The organism is Streptomyces sp. NPDC032822 (assembly GCF_055578825.1).
The window spans coordinates 925,631-942,003 of record NZ_JBVIOL010000001.1 but is presented as its reverse complement, the minus strand read 5'-3'; the positions used below and the strand labels follow the sequence as shown (position 1 = coordinate 942,003).

At 69.6% G+C, this 16,373-nt stretch carries 14 protein-coding genes and 1 pseudogene; 3 read left to right on the top strand and 12 right to left on the bottom strand.

Features of this window, described 5'->3' with window-relative positions; genetic code table 11:
• Window positions 1-79 precede the first annotated feature (79 nt).
• The 3 genes from ACZ5VD_RS04380 to ACZ5VD_RS04370 all read right to left on the bottom strand — a co-directional run bounded on the left by ACZ5VD_RS04380 (window position 80) and on the right by ACZ5VD_RS04370 (window position 4,797).
• The gene (locus ACZ5VD_RS04380; protein ID WP_468680621.1) at window positions 80-1,264 is read right to left on the bottom strand and encodes an amidase domain-containing protein; all 1,185 of its coding nucleotides are present in this window, start codon (window positions 1,262-1,264) and stop codon (window positions 80-82) included.
• Window positions 1,265-1,380: 116 nt separating this feature from the next.
• Window positions 1,381-2,670 (bottom strand): polysaccharide deacetylase family protein, encoded by a 1,290-nt coding sequence (locus ACZ5VD_RS04375; RefSeq protein ID WP_468680620.1) that lies wholly within the window; start codon window positions 2,668-2,670, stop codon window positions 1,381-1,383.
• Between the two features lie 39 nt (window positions 2,671-2,709).
• A complete protein-coding gene (locus tag ACZ5VD_RS04370) occupies window positions 2,710-4,797 on the bottom strand; it encodes a transglycosylase domain-containing protein (protein WP_468680618.1) in 2,088 nt (695 codons plus the stop codon).
• Window positions 4,798-4,909: 112 nt separating this feature from the next.
• Between ACZ5VD_RS04370 and ACZ5VD_RS04365 the strand changes: the two genes are divergently transcribed.
• Together ACZ5VD_RS04365 and ACZ5VD_RS04360 are read left to right on the top strand one after the other, a co-directional pair.
• Window positions 4,910-5,128: an FmdB family zinc ribbon protein gene (locus tag ACZ5VD_RS04365; RefSeq protein ID WP_468550747.1), complete on the top strand. Its 219-nt coding sequence runs from the start codon at window positions 4,910-4,912 to the stop codon at window positions 5,126-5,128.
• Window positions 5,129-5,189: 61 nt separating this feature from the next.
• Window positions 5,190-5,965 (top strand): annotated as a pseudogene (locus ACZ5VD_RS04360) (DedA family protein).
• Here ACZ5VD_RS04360 and ACZ5VD_RS04355 read toward each other — a convergent pair.
• The 3 genes from ACZ5VD_RS04355 to ACZ5VD_RS04345 are packed head-to-tail and all read right to left on the bottom strand — an operon-like array spanning window position 5,886 to window position 10,427.
• Complete coding sequence (locus ACZ5VD_RS04355; RefSeq protein ID WP_468550748.1) at window positions 5,886-6,695, bottom strand: HAD family hydrolase; 810 nt, start codon at window positions 6,693-6,695, stop codon at window positions 5,886-5,888. The pseudogene ACZ5VD_RS04360 and the gene ACZ5VD_RS04355 overlap by 80 nt on opposite strands.
• On the bottom strand, window positions 6,695-9,202 hold the full coding sequence (locus ACZ5VD_RS04350; protein ID WP_468680615.1) for a phosphoribosyltransferase: 2,508 nt from the start codon (window positions 9,200-9,202) through the stop codon (window positions 6,695-6,697). Before ACZ5VD_RS04350 ends, ACZ5VD_RS04355 begins: the two co-directional genes overlap by 1 nt.
• A gap of 55 nt (window positions 9,203-9,257) precedes the next feature.
• Complete coding sequence (locus tag ACZ5VD_RS04345; RefSeq protein ID WP_468550750.1) at window positions 9,258-10,427, bottom strand: HpcH/HpaI aldolase/citrate lyase family protein; 1,170 nt, start codon at window positions 10,425-10,427, stop codon at window positions 9,258-9,260.
• A gap of 209 nt (window positions 10,428-10,636) precedes the next feature.
• Between ACZ5VD_RS04345 and ACZ5VD_RS04340 the strand changes: the two genes are divergently transcribed.
• Entirely contained in the window at window positions 10,637-11,473 is an 837-nt protein-coding gene (locus tag ACZ5VD_RS04340) for a TerD family protein (RefSeq protein ID WP_468550751.1), read from the top strand.
• 132 nt (window positions 11,474-11,605) lie between these two features.
• On the opposite strand, the gene ACZ5VD_RS04335 is transcribed toward ACZ5VD_RS04340, so the two are convergent.
• The 6 genes from ACZ5VD_RS04335 to ACZ5VD_RS04310 form a co-directional block, all read right to left on the bottom strand.
• Entirely contained in the window at window positions 11,606-12,346 is a 741-nt protein-coding gene (locus ACZ5VD_RS04335) for a TerD family protein (protein WP_468550752.1), read from the bottom strand.
• 94 nt (window positions 12,347-12,440) lie between these two features.
• Window positions 12,441-13,586: a DUF475 domain-containing protein gene (locus ACZ5VD_RS04330; protein WP_468550753.1), complete on the bottom strand. Its 1,146-nt coding sequence runs from the start codon at window positions 13,584-13,586 to the stop codon at window positions 12,441-12,443.
• A gap of 49 nt (window positions 13,587-13,635) precedes the next feature.
• Entirely contained in the window at window positions 13,636-14,211 is a 576-nt protein-coding gene (locus tag ACZ5VD_RS04325; protein WP_468550754.1) for a TerD family protein, read from the bottom strand.
• Between the two features lie 100 nt (window positions 14,212-14,311).
• Window positions 14,312-14,887, bottom strand: coding sequence for a TerD family protein (locus tag ACZ5VD_RS04320; protein ID WP_468550755.1), 576 nt, complete (start codon window positions 14,885-14,887; stop codon window positions 14,312-14,314).
• A gap of 113 nt (window positions 14,888-15,000) precedes the next feature.
• Window positions 15,001-15,459, bottom strand: coding sequence for a peroxiredoxin (locus ACZ5VD_RS04315; protein WP_468680613.1), 459 nt, complete (start codon window positions 15,457-15,459; stop codon window positions 15,001-15,003).
• A 129-nt stretch (window positions 15,460-15,588) separates the two neighbouring features.
• Window positions 15,589-16,026 (bottom strand): DUF3052 domain-containing protein, encoded by a 438-nt coding sequence (locus tag ACZ5VD_RS04310; RefSeq protein WP_468550757.1) that lies wholly within the window; start codon window positions 16,024-16,026, stop codon window positions 15,589-15,591.
• Window positions 16,027-16,373 lie beyond the last annotated feature (347 nt).

Here is a 16,373-nt window from a genome sequence, read left to right as displayed (position 1 = left end):
CCTGCCTGCCGCACCGAGCGGACCCGCCGCCCCGGCCCGGCGGACGGCGCGGTGGGCCGGAGCGGCGGGCCGGGGTGGATCAGGTGCGGAAGGCGTAGTACAGGGAGTTCGGTTCCGACGCGATGATGCTCGCCACCGACCTGCGGTAGGTGTTGACGGAGTGGTACGTCAGATACGGCACGCCCTGCGCACTGCGGTACGTGACGATCATCGTGTGGTCCTTGGACCCGTCCTTGTCGAAGTCCATCTGGAGCACGTCGCCGACGTCCATCTGGTAGACGTTCGCGAGGTTGGTGGTCCGCTTCGAGTTGAGGGCGAACCAGGACCACTCGTTGACGCCGACGAAGGAGTCCGACTGGATGTCGGCGTTGCCGAACCACTTGGTGTAGTCGTACACATAGCCCGGGACGTGCTTCCAGCCACCGGCCTTCAGGGACTGGCTGACGAAGTTGGTGCAGTCGCCGCCCGCCCCGTGCCCGTTGAAGTTCGGGTACTCCGGGTTGTAGGTGCTCCAGTACTTCTCCGCGTAGGTGGCCATGGCCTTGTAGTCGAGGCCGCTCGCGGTGAGGTTCTTGGCGTTGGCGGGTGCGGGGCGGGTGGTGGCCGCGCGGGTGGCCGACGGCATGGTGTCGGCGGCGACGGTGGCCACGGCGGGCTGCCTGAGCGGCTGGTTCACCGCCGCCACGTCGGCGGTGTCGGTGTTCCGTATGTCCGTCAGCCGCCAGCCGCCGCGCGCACCGGCGGTGAACGTCAGCTCGTGGTGGGCCTGGAAGCCGGTCGACGCCGGTTCGTCGCCGCGGACCTTCTCGTAGGCCAGGGTCGTGGTCTCGGTGACCGCGACCACGGCCTGGTCGCCCCGCAGCCGGGCGCTGTTCAGGGTGACGTCGGTGGTGCCCCCGCGGTACTTCTCGCCGAGCGCGGCGAGCCGGTCCCTGCGGTCCGCCAGCACGGACCGGGCGGTGTCCTCGCTGCGGGCCAGCCCGGCCGACAGCTTCACGGCACCGGAGAAGCCGTCGGTCAGCGGCTCCGTCCGCTCGCCCTGGCCGCCGTCGACCAGGGCGTCGGTGCGGTCGGTGAGGACCGCGTCCGCCAGCCGCTGGAAGGTGGCCCTGGTCTGCTGGTCCACCGTCGGGACGGCGGAGCGCGCGGTCGACGCGCTCGCGCTCGCGGCCGGCAGCAGCGCCGCTCCGGCGGCGACCGACACGGCTGCCGCGACGACGGTGACGGCGCGGGCGCGCGTACGGCCGATGTTTCTTGACTTCACGAGTGCTTCCCCTCTTGCCCCGGCAATGGGGGATGCCGGGTTGTGGAATTTTTGCATGTCATATGGAGATCCCGTGAACCGGGATACGTCTTACTGCCAAGGGAGTTGACGGGCCGTCACTTCACGACGGTCGACCAGTCCGGCGACTGCGCGGGGTCCAGGCCGCGCAACCGCTCCAGCGTCGCCGGGCTCTGCACGTCGAGCCAGTCGGCGAGTTCCTTGAAGGACACGCACTTGACGTCCTTCTTCACGCACACCCCCGCCATGACCTCGTCGACGGCCTTCATGTAGATGCCGCCGTTCCACTCCTCGAAGTGGTTGCCGATGAACAGCGGGGCGCGGCTGCCGTAGTACACCCGGTTGAATCCGGCCAGGTAGGAGCCGACGGTCTCCTGCCGCCACCGCGGGTAGTTGGCCACCGGCCCGTCGGTCTCGCCCTCGGACTGGTTGTAGAGGAAGTTGAAGTCCATGGAGAGGCCCTGGTAGTCGCCGCCCTCGTACGGGAGCATCTGCAACGGGAAGTCCCAGATGTCGCCCTTCTTCGCCGGCCATATCTGGAAGTCGCCCGCGGAGCTGGCGTCGTAGCGCCAGCCGTAGCTCTCGGCGGCCTTCAGCAGGTTCTTCTGGCCTTCCAGGCAGGGGGCGCGCCCGCCGGTGACCTCCTTCCTGAAGTCGAAGGGCAGCGGGTCGAGGTCGGTGTAGCCGGTGTGGGTCTTCCACTTCTCCACGAAGGCGAAGAACTGGTCGATCTCGCTCTTCCACTCCGCGACGCTCCAGTCACCGCCGCCCTTCTTGCCGCAGAAGTGGCCGTTGAAGTGGGTGCCGATCTCGTTGCCCTCCTCCCACGCCTTGCCGAGCTGCTCCAGGGTGGTGCGGATGTGCTCGTCGGTGGGGAAGCTGATCGCCGCCGACCCCTCGGAGTGCTGCGGGGGGCGGTAGAGGTCCGCCTTGCTCTTGGGCAGCAGGTAGATGCCGGTGAGGAAGAACGTCATGTGCGCGTTGTACTTCTGGGACATCTCCCGGTAGTGCGCGAAGAGTTCGTCGTCGCCGGCCAGTGCGCCGTCCCAGGAGAAGACGACGAACTGGGGCGGTTTCTCACCGGGCTTGAGCGGCACCGGCTTCAACCGGCCCTGCTGCGGGCCGGTGTACGAGGTGGAGCCGTCCCCCAGCACCTCCGTCCTCCCGTCCCACTGCGGCTCCCCGGTCGCCCGCGCGGAGGGTTTCACGGTTCCCCCGTGCCCCACGGAGGCGGTCGGTGCGGTGTCGTCCGTGCCGCCCAGCAGCAGATACCCCGCGGCCAGGGACGCGACGGCGAGGACCGCCGCCAGACTCAGGAACCGCGGTCGGGGCGTGGCGGGGCGGCGCGTTGCCGGGGCCTTGCGTCGGCGGCCCGACGGTTGTCTCATGTGCTGCTCATTTCGAGGGGGGTGAGGCCTGTCCGGTGGTCAGCCGAGCGGGCCCATGGCTCCTGACCAGATGCCGTACGGGACGCTGTCGTCGGCGGTGCCCGCGAGGCCCTTCAACGGCAGTGGTTCGAGGCTCTTGGCCAGGTCGATGCGGTAGACGACGACGGCCGTGGACACGAACGCGTGCGTGCCGACGTACCAGGAGGCGGTGTCGTCCGAGGTGGTGCCCGACTTCCCGGTCACCCGCGTACCGGTGGACGGCACGGCGTCGGGGTGCGCGGTACGGAAGCCGTCGGCGAGCGCGGAGGTGACCTCTTCGGCCACGTCGGCGCGGATCGCGCGGGTCGGGGCGGGGGTGTCCAGGGCGATGCCGGTGCCGTTGCGGGTGATCTTGCGCACGGAGTACGGCTCGGTGCGCCTGCCGCCGGCGATGAACGTGGTGTAGCCGCCGGCCATGCGGATCGCGCTGGGGGTGGAGCCGCCCATCGACAGCGCGGGCACCTGCGCCCCGATGCTGGAGGGCAGCAGTCCGGCGGCCACGGCGGTCGCGCGCACGTTGTCCAGGCCGGTGTCCATGCCGAGTTGCATGAACGGGGTGTTCACCGACAGCTCCAGCGCCCGGTGCAGGGAGATCGGTCCGTAGGACAGGTCGCCGTCGTTGCTCGCGGACACCTTCTTGCCGCTGCGGTCCCAGTAGGGGCCCTCGGGCGTGGTCACCGGCACGTCGTCGTCGCCGTCGTACCGGGACTCCCCCGTGACACGTGTCGTCCCGCCGTCCCGGCTCTTGCGGACACCGTGTTCCAGGCCGGCCGCGTACACGAACGGCAGGAAGGCCGAACCGGCGGGAACCGTGGTGGAGTTGGACTCGTTGTAGCCCTGCTTCCGGTGGTCGGGGCCACCGTAGACGGCGAGGATCCGGCCGTCGGCGGTCACCGAGGCGGCCCCGTAGTGCGCGGTCTTCGCCGCGCTCGGATCGCCCTTCCGGGCCTGCTTGCGGGCCTTGGCCACGGCGTCGGCGAGCCGGGTCTCCCGCTGGTGGTCGAACGTCGTGTAGACCTGGTAGCCGCCGAGGTCGAAGTCCTTGGCGGAGATCCCCCCGGCCTTCTTGGCGTACCGCGAGGCCAGTTCGACCAGGTAGTCGGTCTGCTCACCGGTGTCGTAGAGCGGGTTGCGCTTCAGCGGCTCGGGGAACTTCGTGTACGTGGCCCGCTCGGCCTTCGTCAGCCTGCCGATGTCGACCATCCGGTCCAGGGTCCAGCCCCAGCGCTCGACGGCGCGGGCACGGCTGGCGCCGCTCAGGGTCGGGTCGTACAGGCCGGCACCCTTGAGGAGGGAGGCGAGGAACGCGCCCTCACTGGCGTCGAGTTCACCGACGTCCTTGCCGTAGTAGGCCTGGGCGGCGCGCTGGATGCCGTAGCAACCACGGCCGAACCAGCTGGTGTTGAGGTAGCCCTCCAGGATGTCGTCCTTGCTCATCCGGTTGTCGAGCTTGAGGGCGATCATCGCCTCGGTGAACTTGCGGCCGACCGTCTGGTCCTGGTTCAGGTAGACGTTCTTGACGTACTGCTGGGTGATCGTGGACCCGCCCTGGGTGTCGCCCTGGCCGAGGGTGCGGACCAGGGCGCGGGTGACGCCCTGCGCGGAGATGCCGGGGTCGCTGTAGAAGCTCGCGTTCTCGGCGGCGAGCACCGACCAGCGGACGTCCTCGGGGATGTCCTTGAGCGGCATCGCCTGCCGCTGCACCCAGCCGGTACGGGCCATGGGCGTCCCGTCGGCCCAGAAGTACACGTTGTCCTGCTGGGTGGCGTACGTGTTGAGGTCGTCCGGGATGTCGGTGGCCGCGTAGGCGATGCCCAGCAGCAGACAGCTGAGCCCCACGGACGTCAGCACACCGCCCAGCCACTGCCGCCAGGACGGCGCCCAGCGCCGCCAGCCGGTCCGGCCGCGGCGCGGGTAATCCGGCGAAGGCAGAGAAAATCTGTGGACTTTACGAGCTAATCGGGCTTTACGCCGATTTCCCGGTACAGGTAGTTCTTTCCGGTCGTCGGGTATGTCCAGATCGGATATCCGTAGATACAGAGTGGTATCCGACTCCGGGGGCTCTCCCCGCTGCTCCGCCTGGGTCACCAGCCCAAATTACCAGTCGATCTTCGCAAGTTCTCCACATGGGGAAGAACAGAAAGAACGAAAACGAAATCACGGGATCCGCGCCCGCCACAATAGGGACTAAACTGTGCGCATGCCTCGCTACGATTTCCGCTGCCGCACCTGCGGCGACACTTTCGAACTGAGCCGACCGATGGCTGAGTCCGCCGCGCCCGCCTCCTGCCCCGCCGGCCACGGAGACACGGTGAAGCTGCTGTCGACGGTGGCGGTCGGCGGCTCGGCCTCCGGGCCCGCCCCGGCCCCCTCCCAGGGTGGCGGTGGCGGCTGCTGCGGCGGTGGGTGCTGCGGCTGACGACCGCCCCTGACCTGCTTCCTCAGGAAATCTTCAGGTGCGGTTTCCTACCGTGACAGGCATGACAGCCGCCCCGCAGTGGATCAACGGACTCATGGACACGCTCGGCGCGCCCGGAGCCGGTCTGGCCATCGCCCTGGAGAACCTGTTCCCGCCGCTGCCGAGCGAGGTCATCCTGCCGCTCGCGGGGTTCGCGGCGAGCACGGGCCAGATGAACCTGCTGGCCGCGCTGGTGTGGACCACCGCCGGTTCGGTGATCGGCGCGCTCGCCCTGTACGGGGTCGGCGCGCTGCTCGGCCGTGACCGCACGGTCGCCATCGCGGCCCGGCTGCCGCTGGTGAAGGTCTCGGACATCGAGAAGACCGAGGCGTGGTTCCTGCGGCACGGCACCAAGGCGGTGTTCTTCGGCCGGATGATCCCCATCTTCCGCAGCCTGATCTCCGTGCCGGCCGGCGTCGAGCGCATGCCCCTGCCGGTGTTCCTCGGCCTGACCACCCTGGGCAGCGCGATCTGGAACACCGTGTTCGTGCTCGCCGGCTATCTGCTGGGCGACAACTGGACCCAGGTCACGGACATCGCGTCCGCGTACTCGAAGGTCGTCCTGGTGGCGGCCGCCCTCGCGGTGGTGGCGCTCCTCGCCGTACGGCTGCTGCGGCGGCCGGGATCGGGCCGCCGCCGCAGGCGGACGCAGGACGTGAACACCGAGTCGTAGCCCTGAGGACCCCGTTCAGGTCCTCAGGGCACCCCTTGCGGCCCTTCAGGCGCCGCGGACACCGCGCAGGAACTCCCGCAGGATCCGCTCCCCCGCCAGGACGCCCCGCTCGGGCAGCGCGCTGATCGCCGGGCCGGTCCAGTCGGCCTCGGCGAGTTCGCCGTGACCCGGCCGCCAGCCGCGGTCCGCGGCGAGGAGCAGGTCCGCGTCGAGGAGCGAGTCACCGGCGGCCAGAGTGAGCTCGGCGCCGGTGCGGCGGGCCACCTCGCGCATGGCCGCGCTCTTGGTGAGCGGCTTCGGGACGGCGTAGATCTTGCGGCCCTGGAGGGAGACCGTCCAGCCGCGGTTCTCGGCCCAGACGGCGAGCTCCTTCACCCATTCCTCGGGGAGCAGTTCACGGTCCAGCACGAGGTAGGCGAAGAGGTCCTCGGCGATCCGGTGCTTGCGCACCCAGAGCGGGTCGGCGGTGTCCAACAGGTGCTCGCGGACCTCGTCGAGCGGGGCGCACTCCTCGGCCAGCCGGGCCGTGACGCGTGCGTGCCACTCCGGGTCGGAGACGCCGTCGACGAGGATGTGGCCGCCGTTCGCACAGATCGCGTACTTCGGCTCGGGCCCGGGCAGGTTGATGCGCTGGTACTGCTTGCGGGTCCGGGTCGTCGTCGGGACGAAGAGGGCCAGGTCGCCGAGTTCGGCGAGCAGTTCGGCCGACGTCTCCGTCATGTACGACAGCGGCCTGCTCTCGTGCACCTCGACGCAGAGCAGCCGGGGCGCCCGCGCGTCCGGCATGGTCAGCGCGAGGGCCGCCGCGGAGTAGATGAGCGTACGGTCGAGGTCACTCGCCACCAGCACCGGCATCAGAGAGCCACCGCCCTGCCGTCGGCGCCGGTGGCGCCCCGCGTGTACTTGGGGTGGATCAACCCCACGCAGGTGTAAGGGAGTTCGGCGACCTCTTCCACCGGGACACCTCTCTGTTCGGCGAGCAGGCGTACGTGGTCCAGGTCGGCCCCCGCTCCGGCCCGCGCCAGGATCTTCCAGGGCACCCGGCGCAGCAGCACCCGGGTGGTCTCGCCGACACCGGGCTTGACCAGGTTCACGTCGTGGATGCCGTACTCCTCGCTGATCCGCTCGACGGCCGCCCAGCCCTCCCAGGTCGGGGCGCGGTCGCCGGACAGCAGTTCCTTGGCCTGGGCGGCCACGGCGTCGCCGACCTCGGGGAAACGGGCGGCGACCGCGTCCAGGAAGGCCACCGACACATCTGCGCCGGCGAGTTCGCGGTAGAACTTCGCGCCGTGGAAGTCGTTCGGGCCGACCAGGTCGGCGCGCAGGACCGTACGCGAGATCAGGCCGGACACCGTCGAGTTGAGGCAGGCGGACGGGATGAGGAAGTCCTCGCGGGTGCCGTACGTCCGCACGCACGAGCCCGGGTCGGCGAGCACCGCGATCTCCGGGTCGAAGCCGACGGCGCCGCCCTGGGCCTCGAACTCCTCGACCGCCTCGGCGAGTTCGCGGGTGATGGCGCCCTTGCCGGTCCAGCCGTCGACGAACACCACGTCCCGCGGGTCGTGGTGGGCGGCCAGCCAGCGCAGCGCGTTGGCGTCGATGCCCCGGCCGCGCACGATGGAGACGGCGTAGTGCGGCAGGTCGAGGCCGTGCCGGAACTGGGCCCAGCGGCGCATCAGCACGCCGACCGGGGTGCCCGCGCGGGCCAGGGAGACCAGCACGGGCCGGGGCGAGCGCTCGGCGAGGACCAGCTCGGTGACCGCGCCGACCGCCAGCGCCAGCCGCTCCGCCGACCCGTCCAGGGCGGTGTGGAACAGCTCCTGGTACTGCTCGCTGGGCTGGTACTCCACCGGCAGCGACTCGGCGTAGTGCGCGCCGCCGCTCTGGATGGCCTCCTCGCGCTCCTCGGTCGGCGCCTCCAGCGTCACGTCCGAGAGGTCCTGGAGCAGCCAGCCGACCTCCTCGGGCGGATACGAGGAGAAGGCGGGGCCGCGGAGGGGCTCGGGCAGCATGGCGGGCCTTTCGGGGACGTGCAACGGCTCGGGGACGTAGGAGGGGACGACCGCGAGCAGGACGTGCGGGGTGTGGTCGGCCAGCCGGGCCAACAGCCCGTCGGGCGCGTGCAGTTCGGGGGTGTCCGCGGCGGAGTCGACGACGGCTATGACGGCGTCGAAGCCGCCGCCCGCCACGTTGTAGGCGTAGCGCTCGCCGGGGCCGTCGGCCGGGTCGTCGTGGGCGGGGAAGACCAGGCGGCTGCGGATCGCGTAGCCGGGGTCGTCGACCGCGAGGACGGGTGAGCGGGTGGTGGTGGAGGAGCGCACCTCGGCGTCCGTGACCTGCTCCAGCTCGCGGGCCAGCCTGAGCGGCGCGTACATCAGCTCCTCGAAGCCGAGGACGAGGACCCGCCGGGCCTGCGCGGGCAGCGCCTCGGCGAGCCGGGCGGCCATCGCGGGCAGCGCGCCCTCCAGGCGTATTCGGTGCGCGGGGGTGAAGCCGTGCCGACCGCCGTCGGGGAGCCCGCGGGGCCAGCGCAGCTCGACTCGCCTGACGGCGGGGACGGCCGACTGCGGGCCGGTGGGGGCCGGTCGCGCCCCCGCGGCGGTGGCCGCGGATTCGGCACCGCCCCGCGCCCCCGGGGCGTCGGACTCGTACCGCGCCACCAGGTCCTGCCCTTTCTCCAGCACCCCGTCCGGCAGCCGTACGGTCCCGGAGGCGGCGGCCACCAGGTCGACGCGGGCGCCGATCTCCCGGGCGAAGCCCTCCAGCCGGCCGGCGTCCGCCGCCGAGCGCATGTCGACCAGGGCGACCACCACGTACCGGCGACGCGGATAGCGTTCATGCAGGTCACGGATGGTGTTGAGGACCGTGTTCCCGGTGGAGAACTCGTCGTCGACCAGGACCAGCGTTCCGTCCCCGACCAGCAGCGCCGGGTCCTCCGGCAGCAGCAGGTGGGAGGTGGCGTGCGAGTGGGACTCCTCGAAGCCGCCGGCCGGGGCGACGCCCTGGACGGGGCGGCGGGTGGAGTGCAGATAGGGCGCGACGCCCAGGCCGTCGGCGACGGAGTGCCCGAGGCCGGTGGCGGTCTCCGCGTAGCCGAGGACGACGGCCCGGCGGGCCTCGTCGGTGCCGAGGAGGTCGAGGACCCGGCGCCCGAGGGCGAAGCCGTGGCCGTAGATGACGGACGGCGACTGCGGGACGTGCTTGCCCAGCACGTGCGACACCAGCAGGTGCGCCCGCTTGGGGTTGCGGCGCAGGGCCAGCCCCAGCAGCCCGGTCAGCTCGTCGTCGCCCACCAGTTCGACGCCGAGTCGCTCGGCGACCCAGCTGCCGGACCAGACGCCGTTGTTCACTGCGTGGTTCATACGTCCCTTGTTGTTCTGCGGTGTCGCTCGGGGATTTCGGTCTTCTTCTGCGGTGTCACTCGGGGAGTCCGGCCGCGAGCAGCTCCACGAAGCCGATGTCCTCGTTCGCCACACCGAACACCTCGGCGCGCAACAGGGTCCGCTCGGCCCAGGCGCGGTGCGGCTTCACCTCGTTCATCTTGTTCGTGTACGCCGACCTGAGCACCCCGCCGCCGCCGCGCTCGGGCCGCAGGATGTCCTGGGCGTCACTGAACTCCTCGTGACTGACCACGGACAGTGCGTGCACCGGCAGCACATGGGAGGGGTGGATGCAGGTCTTGCCGAGCAGGCCGTTGGCCTGGTCGAGGGAGATCTCGCGCAGCAGGCCGTCCATCGCGTGCTCGATGAGCGCCTCGCGCAGCTCCTCGGCCTTGCCCTCCAGGAAGGGGCTGCGGCGCAGCTGTGGCTTGAACATGCGCTCCTGGACGCGGAAGTACTCCCACACCGGCCCGGTCACCGTGAACCCGGTGCCGTCGGCCCGGCCCAGCATGTTCACCACGTCGGCTATCACGGAGGCGACGATCTGGACGTCCCAGGCGGTCATGTCGGGGGCCCGGCGCAGTCCGTACGAGGAGCAGAAGTCGGTCACGCCGAGGCGGAGCGCCAGCACCCGGTCCCGGTACTTGTCGACCGCGCGGGCGATGCCCTCCAGGGTCTCCACCCGCGACTCCCGGTACATCAGCTCGGGCGACTCCAGCACCGGCATGGCGAACAGGCGCTGCCCGCTCGCCGCCTCGGCGCCCGCCAGGGCCTCCAGGAAGGGGATGCCGCGCTCCTCGGTGAACTTCGGCAGGACGAATCCGGACAGCAGCCGCACGGCCGGGCCCAGCCGTCGTACGAGGTCGGGAATCTGCTCGGGGAGGCGGACCCGGATGAACAGCAGCGGCAGATCCTCCGCCGCGCCCCGCCCGGCGAGGTCGGTGAACTGGCGTACGAGGTTCTCCTCGGCGTCCGCCACGTCCTCGTCGCCGATCGAGTCCTCCAGGCACAGCACCATCGAGACCACGCCACGCCCGGTCTGCTTGACGATGTCGTCGGCGAGGCGCGGCCTGGTGGCCGGACTGTAGAGCGTGGCACCCAGGGCCGCCGAGAGCAGCCGGGCCGAGGAGCCCGCGGTGAACTCGCAGGGCTCCCGGTGGAAGAGGCGCTGTCGCACCTCAGGGGCGATGTGCCCGAAGTGACGCATGGAACTCCCCCGTGGATGCTGTTCGACTCCTGCGGGATGTCCACAGGTGGCCGGTAATAGTACGTAGGGACCCATGTCAAAGGTTCCCTCAGGGCATGAATTTAAGGTAACGCGGACAAGCACAGGCAGGCCACGGCCGAGCAGGACCGCGCAGACGGATCTGCCACCCCACGTTGTCGTGACCAGGACCGAGAGGGCAGGATGACCGCATGACGCACGCGATGCTGAAGGGGTCGAACGTCCCGCTCGAAGCCACCACGGTACGCGCGGTGCTGCGCTCGGCGCCCGGGCAGGGTTCCCCTGTCGTCGACGCCTCGGCCCTGCTCCTCGACACCGAGAGCCGGGTGCGTTCCGACGAGGACTTCGTCTTCTACAACCAGCCCCGCCACCCCTCCGGGAAGGTGTGGCTGCTCGGCAAGAAGCGCGTCGCCGAGGGGCTCACGGACACGATCCAGACAGATCTGACCGGTGTCGAGTCCGATGTCAGCCGGATTCTGCTGGTCGCTTCGGCGGACGGTGCCACCTTCGACCGCGTACAGGGCCTGCGCATCCTGCTGTACGACGCCACGCTGGCCGACGGCGAGCCGCTGGCGTATTTCGACGTCAAGCCGGAGACCGGCCAGGAGACCGCCCTGATCTGCGGCGAGCTGTACCGCCGCGGTGAGGGCTGGAAGTTCCGTGCCCTGGGCGAGGGCTATTCGAACGGCCTCCAGGGCCTGGCCACCGACTACGGCATCCTGGTGGACGACTCGGAGCAGCTCCCGGGCTCCGAGGAACCGGTCTCGCCGGCCACCCAGGCCCCGCCGGAGTTCTCCCAGCCGCTCCCCCCGGAACAGCCGACGGTGGTCCCGACCCAGCCCGCCTACGGCTACCCCCAGCCGCCCGCCCCCACGGTCCAGCCGGGCTACGGCTACCCGCAGGCCCCGGCCGCCGCGGCCACCACGGGCGCCCAGGGCGGCTACGGCTATCCCCAGCCGGTGACGGCGGCGGCCCCGGCCCAGGAGTTCCGGCTGCCTCCGCAGGGCCCCCAGTTCATCGGACGCTAGCGGCACCGCCCCGAGGGGCGCGGGGGCGTGCGTGTGCGGCTCCGCCGCGAGGGCGTGCCGAGCCGCACACGCCCCCCGGACGCCGCCGAGCGGAACACCCGAGCCCTTCCGCGAGCCGGCCGGGACGCGGCGTCAGCGGTCCGCCTTCGCCGCCTTGTACCCGCGCCCCCACTGCAGCCCCCACCCGTACAGCCGGTCCAGCTCGGCCTGGAAGCCGTAGACGAACTTCACCTCGCGCCGCACGATCAGCTCGCCCTTGACGTTCTCGATCATCACCACCGCGCACGAACGGGCCTGGGGGTGCCGTTCGTCCAGGCCTATCTCGATCCGCGGGCCGTTGCTGGGGTAGAGCGTCACGATCGCGTGGGTGCGGTCGAACGCCGGGGTCTGGTCGTAGATGTACACGAACACCAGCAGCCGCTTGATCTCGTCCCGGTGGTCGAGGTTGACATACATCGTCTCCCCGGACGCCGATCCGAACCGGTCGTCCCCGCTGAGCTTCACGTACGGCGCCCCGTTGATCTCCCCGAGGAAGCCCCCCAGGGGCTGCACGACGCCCTTCGTGCCGTCCTGGAGTTCGTACAGGCATCCCAGGTCGAGGTCGACGTTGACCATGCTCTGGCTGTGGCCCATGACCTCCGGCGGCTTCAGGGCCTTGAAGGGGTGGCGCAGCAGGCTCTCCCGCTGGGAGCCGCCGAGGTCGGAGGTGCGCATCCGCCAGGCCAGGTTGACGCGCAGATGCCCGGTGGCGGCCCCCTGCTTGGTGAGCGAGACCTGGGTGTGCCGTTTGGTCAGCTCGATGGAGTTGGTCGCCGCGTTGCCCGAGTCGAAGTCGGACTCGCGCGCGCCCCAGAGCCCGTCGAAGAAACCCATTCCCGCCCCACCTTCACGTCAAAGACCGGCGGGGCGGCACCGAGGCCTCGCCTCGATACCGCCCCGCTCAGAGCGTTCCTCACCCCGGGGGGTGTCACACCCCGGACGAGACCTCAGTCTTGTCCGAGCCCGTCGCTTTTCCCTCTGCCGCTGCCAGTGCCTTGTTGCGGCGCACCGAGGACCAGAACGACCAGCCGATCAGGACCACACCGATCAGGCCGGTGATGAACTCGCTGATCTGGTACTGGATGGTGATCAGGAGGACCGCGGCGAGGGCGCCGATCGCGTAGTGCGCGCCGTGCTCCAGGTAGACGTAGTCGTCGAGGGTGCCCTCGCGGACCAGGTACACGGTCAGCGACCGGACGTACATCGCGCCGATGCCCAGGCCCAGCGCCATCACGACGATGTCGTTGGTGACGGCGAAGGCGCCGATCACACCGTCGAAGGAGAACGACGCGTCCAGGACCTCCAGGTAGAGGAACATGAAGAACGCGGCCTTGCCGGCCAGGACGACCGCCGACTTCGGCTTGCCGCTGCGGGCGGCTTCCTCCTCCGCCTCGTGCTCGCGTTCCTCCTCCTCTTCGAGCCGGTCCTCGAAGTAGCCGGAGAGACCGCCCACGATCATGTACGTGATCAGACCGGCGATACCGGAGAGCAGGACCGTCTCCGCCTTGTCGGCGTGGGTGCCGCCGTGCTGGTGGGCGTGGGTGGCGAAGGTCATCGCGGAGATCATCAGCACGATCAGGGCGATGCAGACCGACAGCATGTCGACCTTGCCGAGCTTGGCGAGCGGCCGTTCCAGCCACTTCAGCCACTTGATGTCCCGGTCCTCGAAGATGAAGTCGAGGAAGATCATGAGCAGGAACATGCCACCGAAGGCGGCGATCGACGGGTGGGCGTCGGTCACCAGCTGCTGGTAGCGGTCCTTGTCGGTGAGGGCGAGGTCGACGGCCTCGATCGGCCCCATCGAGGCGCTGACGGCCACGATGACGACGGGGAAGACCAGGCGCATGCCGAACACGGCGATGAGGACACCGATGGTGAGGAAGATCTTCTGCCAGAAGGCACTCATCTTCTTCAGGATTCCGGCGTTGACCACCGCGTTGTCGAAGGACAGGGAGATCTCCAGGATCGAGAGGATCGCCACGAGCCCGAGGGCCTCCCACCCCCCGTAGAAGACCGCCGCGACCAGGCCGAGCGCGGTGACCGCGAACGACCAGCCGAAGGTTTTCAGAAGCACTGGCTACCCAATCGTGTGAGCACGGGTCTTTCCCGCACCGTACTCGGCTTTACGAAACGTTGACTCCGAAGTCTAGAGCGATGCCCCGCAGACCCGACGCGTACCCCTGCCCAACTGCACGGAACTTCCATTCGCCCTGGTAGCGATAGACCTCACCGAAGATCATCGCGGTCTCGGTGGAGGCGTCCTCACTGAGGTCGTAGCGGGCGAGTTCCTGGCCGTCCGCCTGGTTGACCACGCGGATGAACGCGTTGCTGACCTGACCGAAGGTCTGGCCGCGCTGGTCGGCATCGTGGATGGAGACCGGGAAGACGATCTTGTCGACCTGCGGCGGCACCTTGGAGAGGTCGATCAGCAGCGACTCGTCGTCGCCCTCGCCCTCACCGGTGAGGTTGTCACCGGTGTGCTCGACCGAGCCGTCCGGGCTCTTGAGCTGGTTGTAGAAGACGAACCACTCGTCGCCCAGCACCCGTCCGTCGTTGCACATCAGCGCGCTGGCGTCGAGGTCGAAGGGCGCTCCGGTGGTGGAGCGCGCGTCCCAGCCGAGCCCGACCATCACCTGGGTGAGGTTGGGTGCGGCCTTGGACAGGGAGACATTGCCTCCCTTGGCGAGCGTGACGCCCATGATGCTGGTCCCTCCCCTTGGGGCCGGTACTTCTCTGCTTGCCCTGCGCGTCCGGCGCCGCACACGAACGGTGCGGCGCCGGACGGCGGGACCTGACGGCTCAGACGTTGACGCCGAAGTCCTGCGCGATGCCGCGCAGGCCCGAGGCGTAGCCCTGGCCGATGGCGCGGAACTTCCACTCCGCGCCGTTGCGGTAGAGCTCGCCGAAGACCATGGCGGTCTCGGTGGACGCGTCCTCGGAGAGGTCGTACCGGGCGATCTCGGCGCCGCCGGCCTGGTTCACGACGCGGATGAACGCGTTGCGCACCTGGCCGAAGGACTGCTGACGGTTCTCGGCGTCGTAGATCGACACCGGGAAGACGATCTTGTCGATGTCGGCCGGGACGCCGGCGAGGTTGACCTTGATCTGCTCGTCGTCGCCCTCACCCTCACCGGTGGTGTTGTCGCCGGTGTGCTCGACCGAGCCGTCCGGGCTCTTCAGGTTGTTGAAGAACACGAAGTTGGCGTCACTGCTGACCTTGCCGTCCGTGTTCGTGAGGATGGCGCTGGCGTCGAGGTCGAAGTCGGTGCCGGTGGTGGTGCGGATGTCCCACCCCAGACCGATGATGACCGCGGTCAGTCCCGGGGCCTCCTTCGAAAGCGATACGTTGCCGCCCTTGCTGAGGCTGACTCCCACAAGTCCTCCATTGGTGTCCAGGGGCCGGGAGCCCCGCCGTGCGTTCTCTGTCGGATCAACGAGTCGATCCTAGTAACGGGTTCCCGCACCACGCATGGCCTGGAACCGAAGAATCACAGGGTGTCGAGCGCCTTGACGTACTCGTTCAGGTCACGGGCGTCCGGCAGGGCGTTGACGACGGTCCAGCGGACCACGCCCTCCTTGTCGATGACGAAGGTGCCGCGCACCGCGCAGCCCTTGTCCTCGGCGAAGACGCCGTAGGCGCGGGAGACCTCGCCGTGCGGCCAGAAGTCGCTGAGCAGCGGGTACTCAAGGCCCTCCTGCTCGGCGAAGACCCGCAGGGTGTGGATGGAGTCGTTCGAGACGGCGAGCACCTGGGTGTCCCGGTCGGCGAACCGCGGCAGGTGGTCGCGCAGCTCGCACAGCTCACCGGTGCACACGCCGGTGAAGGCGAAGGGGTAGAAGAGCAGCACGACGTTCTTGCCGCCCCGGTAGTCGGACAGCTTCACGGTCCTGCCGTGGTTGTCCTTGAGCTCGAAGTCGGGGGCCTTGTCGCCGACCTGGATCGCCATCGCCTCGGATGTCCCTTCATGGGCTGTTCGGGTGAGAACACCCTACGCAGGGATCACCGAGGGCCTTCGGACGGGCTGGGGGGCTCGGCCAAACCGCCGAGTGCGGCCCAGCCCGTCCGGAGCTGCGGGCTACTTCTTCGACTTCGCGGCCTTCGGCGTCACCAGCCGGCTGCCACTCCAGTCCTTGCCGACACTGACGCTCTTGGACGCGGAGAGCCCTGCCGTGGTCGAGGCTTCGGAGATGTCGCTCGGCTCCACGTAGCCGTCCCGGCCGGTCTTCGGCGTCAGCAACAGGATCGAACCGCCCTCTTCGATGTACGTGATGGCATCCACCAGTACATCGGTCAGGTCGCCGTCCTCGTCCCGGAACCACAGCACAACGGCGTCGGCGACGTCGTCGTATTCCTCATCCACGAGGTCGCTGCCGATGACTTCCTCAATGGCCTCGCGGAGTTCCTGGTCTACGTCGTCGTCGTAGCCGATCTCCTGGACCACCTGCTCGGGCTGGAACCCCAGCCTGACGGCAGGGTTCGTCCGCTCCTCCGCGTGGTCCGCGGTCGCGCTCACGGGTTGCCTCCTGATCATGAATCGATGAATGTCTCAGCCACGCGCGTGCGCGAAGCATTGGCCGTAGTCCACACGGGCGGGACGGATCGCGCAAGTACCCGGCCGTTCGGACCGCCGAAACGGTGACGATACCGGCCGTGTCGCCGCAACCTACGGCACACCGTCCCGAGCGTGGGTGACGCACCCCACACCTTTCCGCCCTGTTTGTGTGTTTGGAACGTATGCGTGGGGGCGCTCTCACGGGCGAGACCCGGGTTACCTCACAGTAGAGATGACGTTTGCGGCGCCGAGGTACACGATGGGGAACGGTGCAGGCACACCGAATACCCCGAGAAATCCCTCGCAAA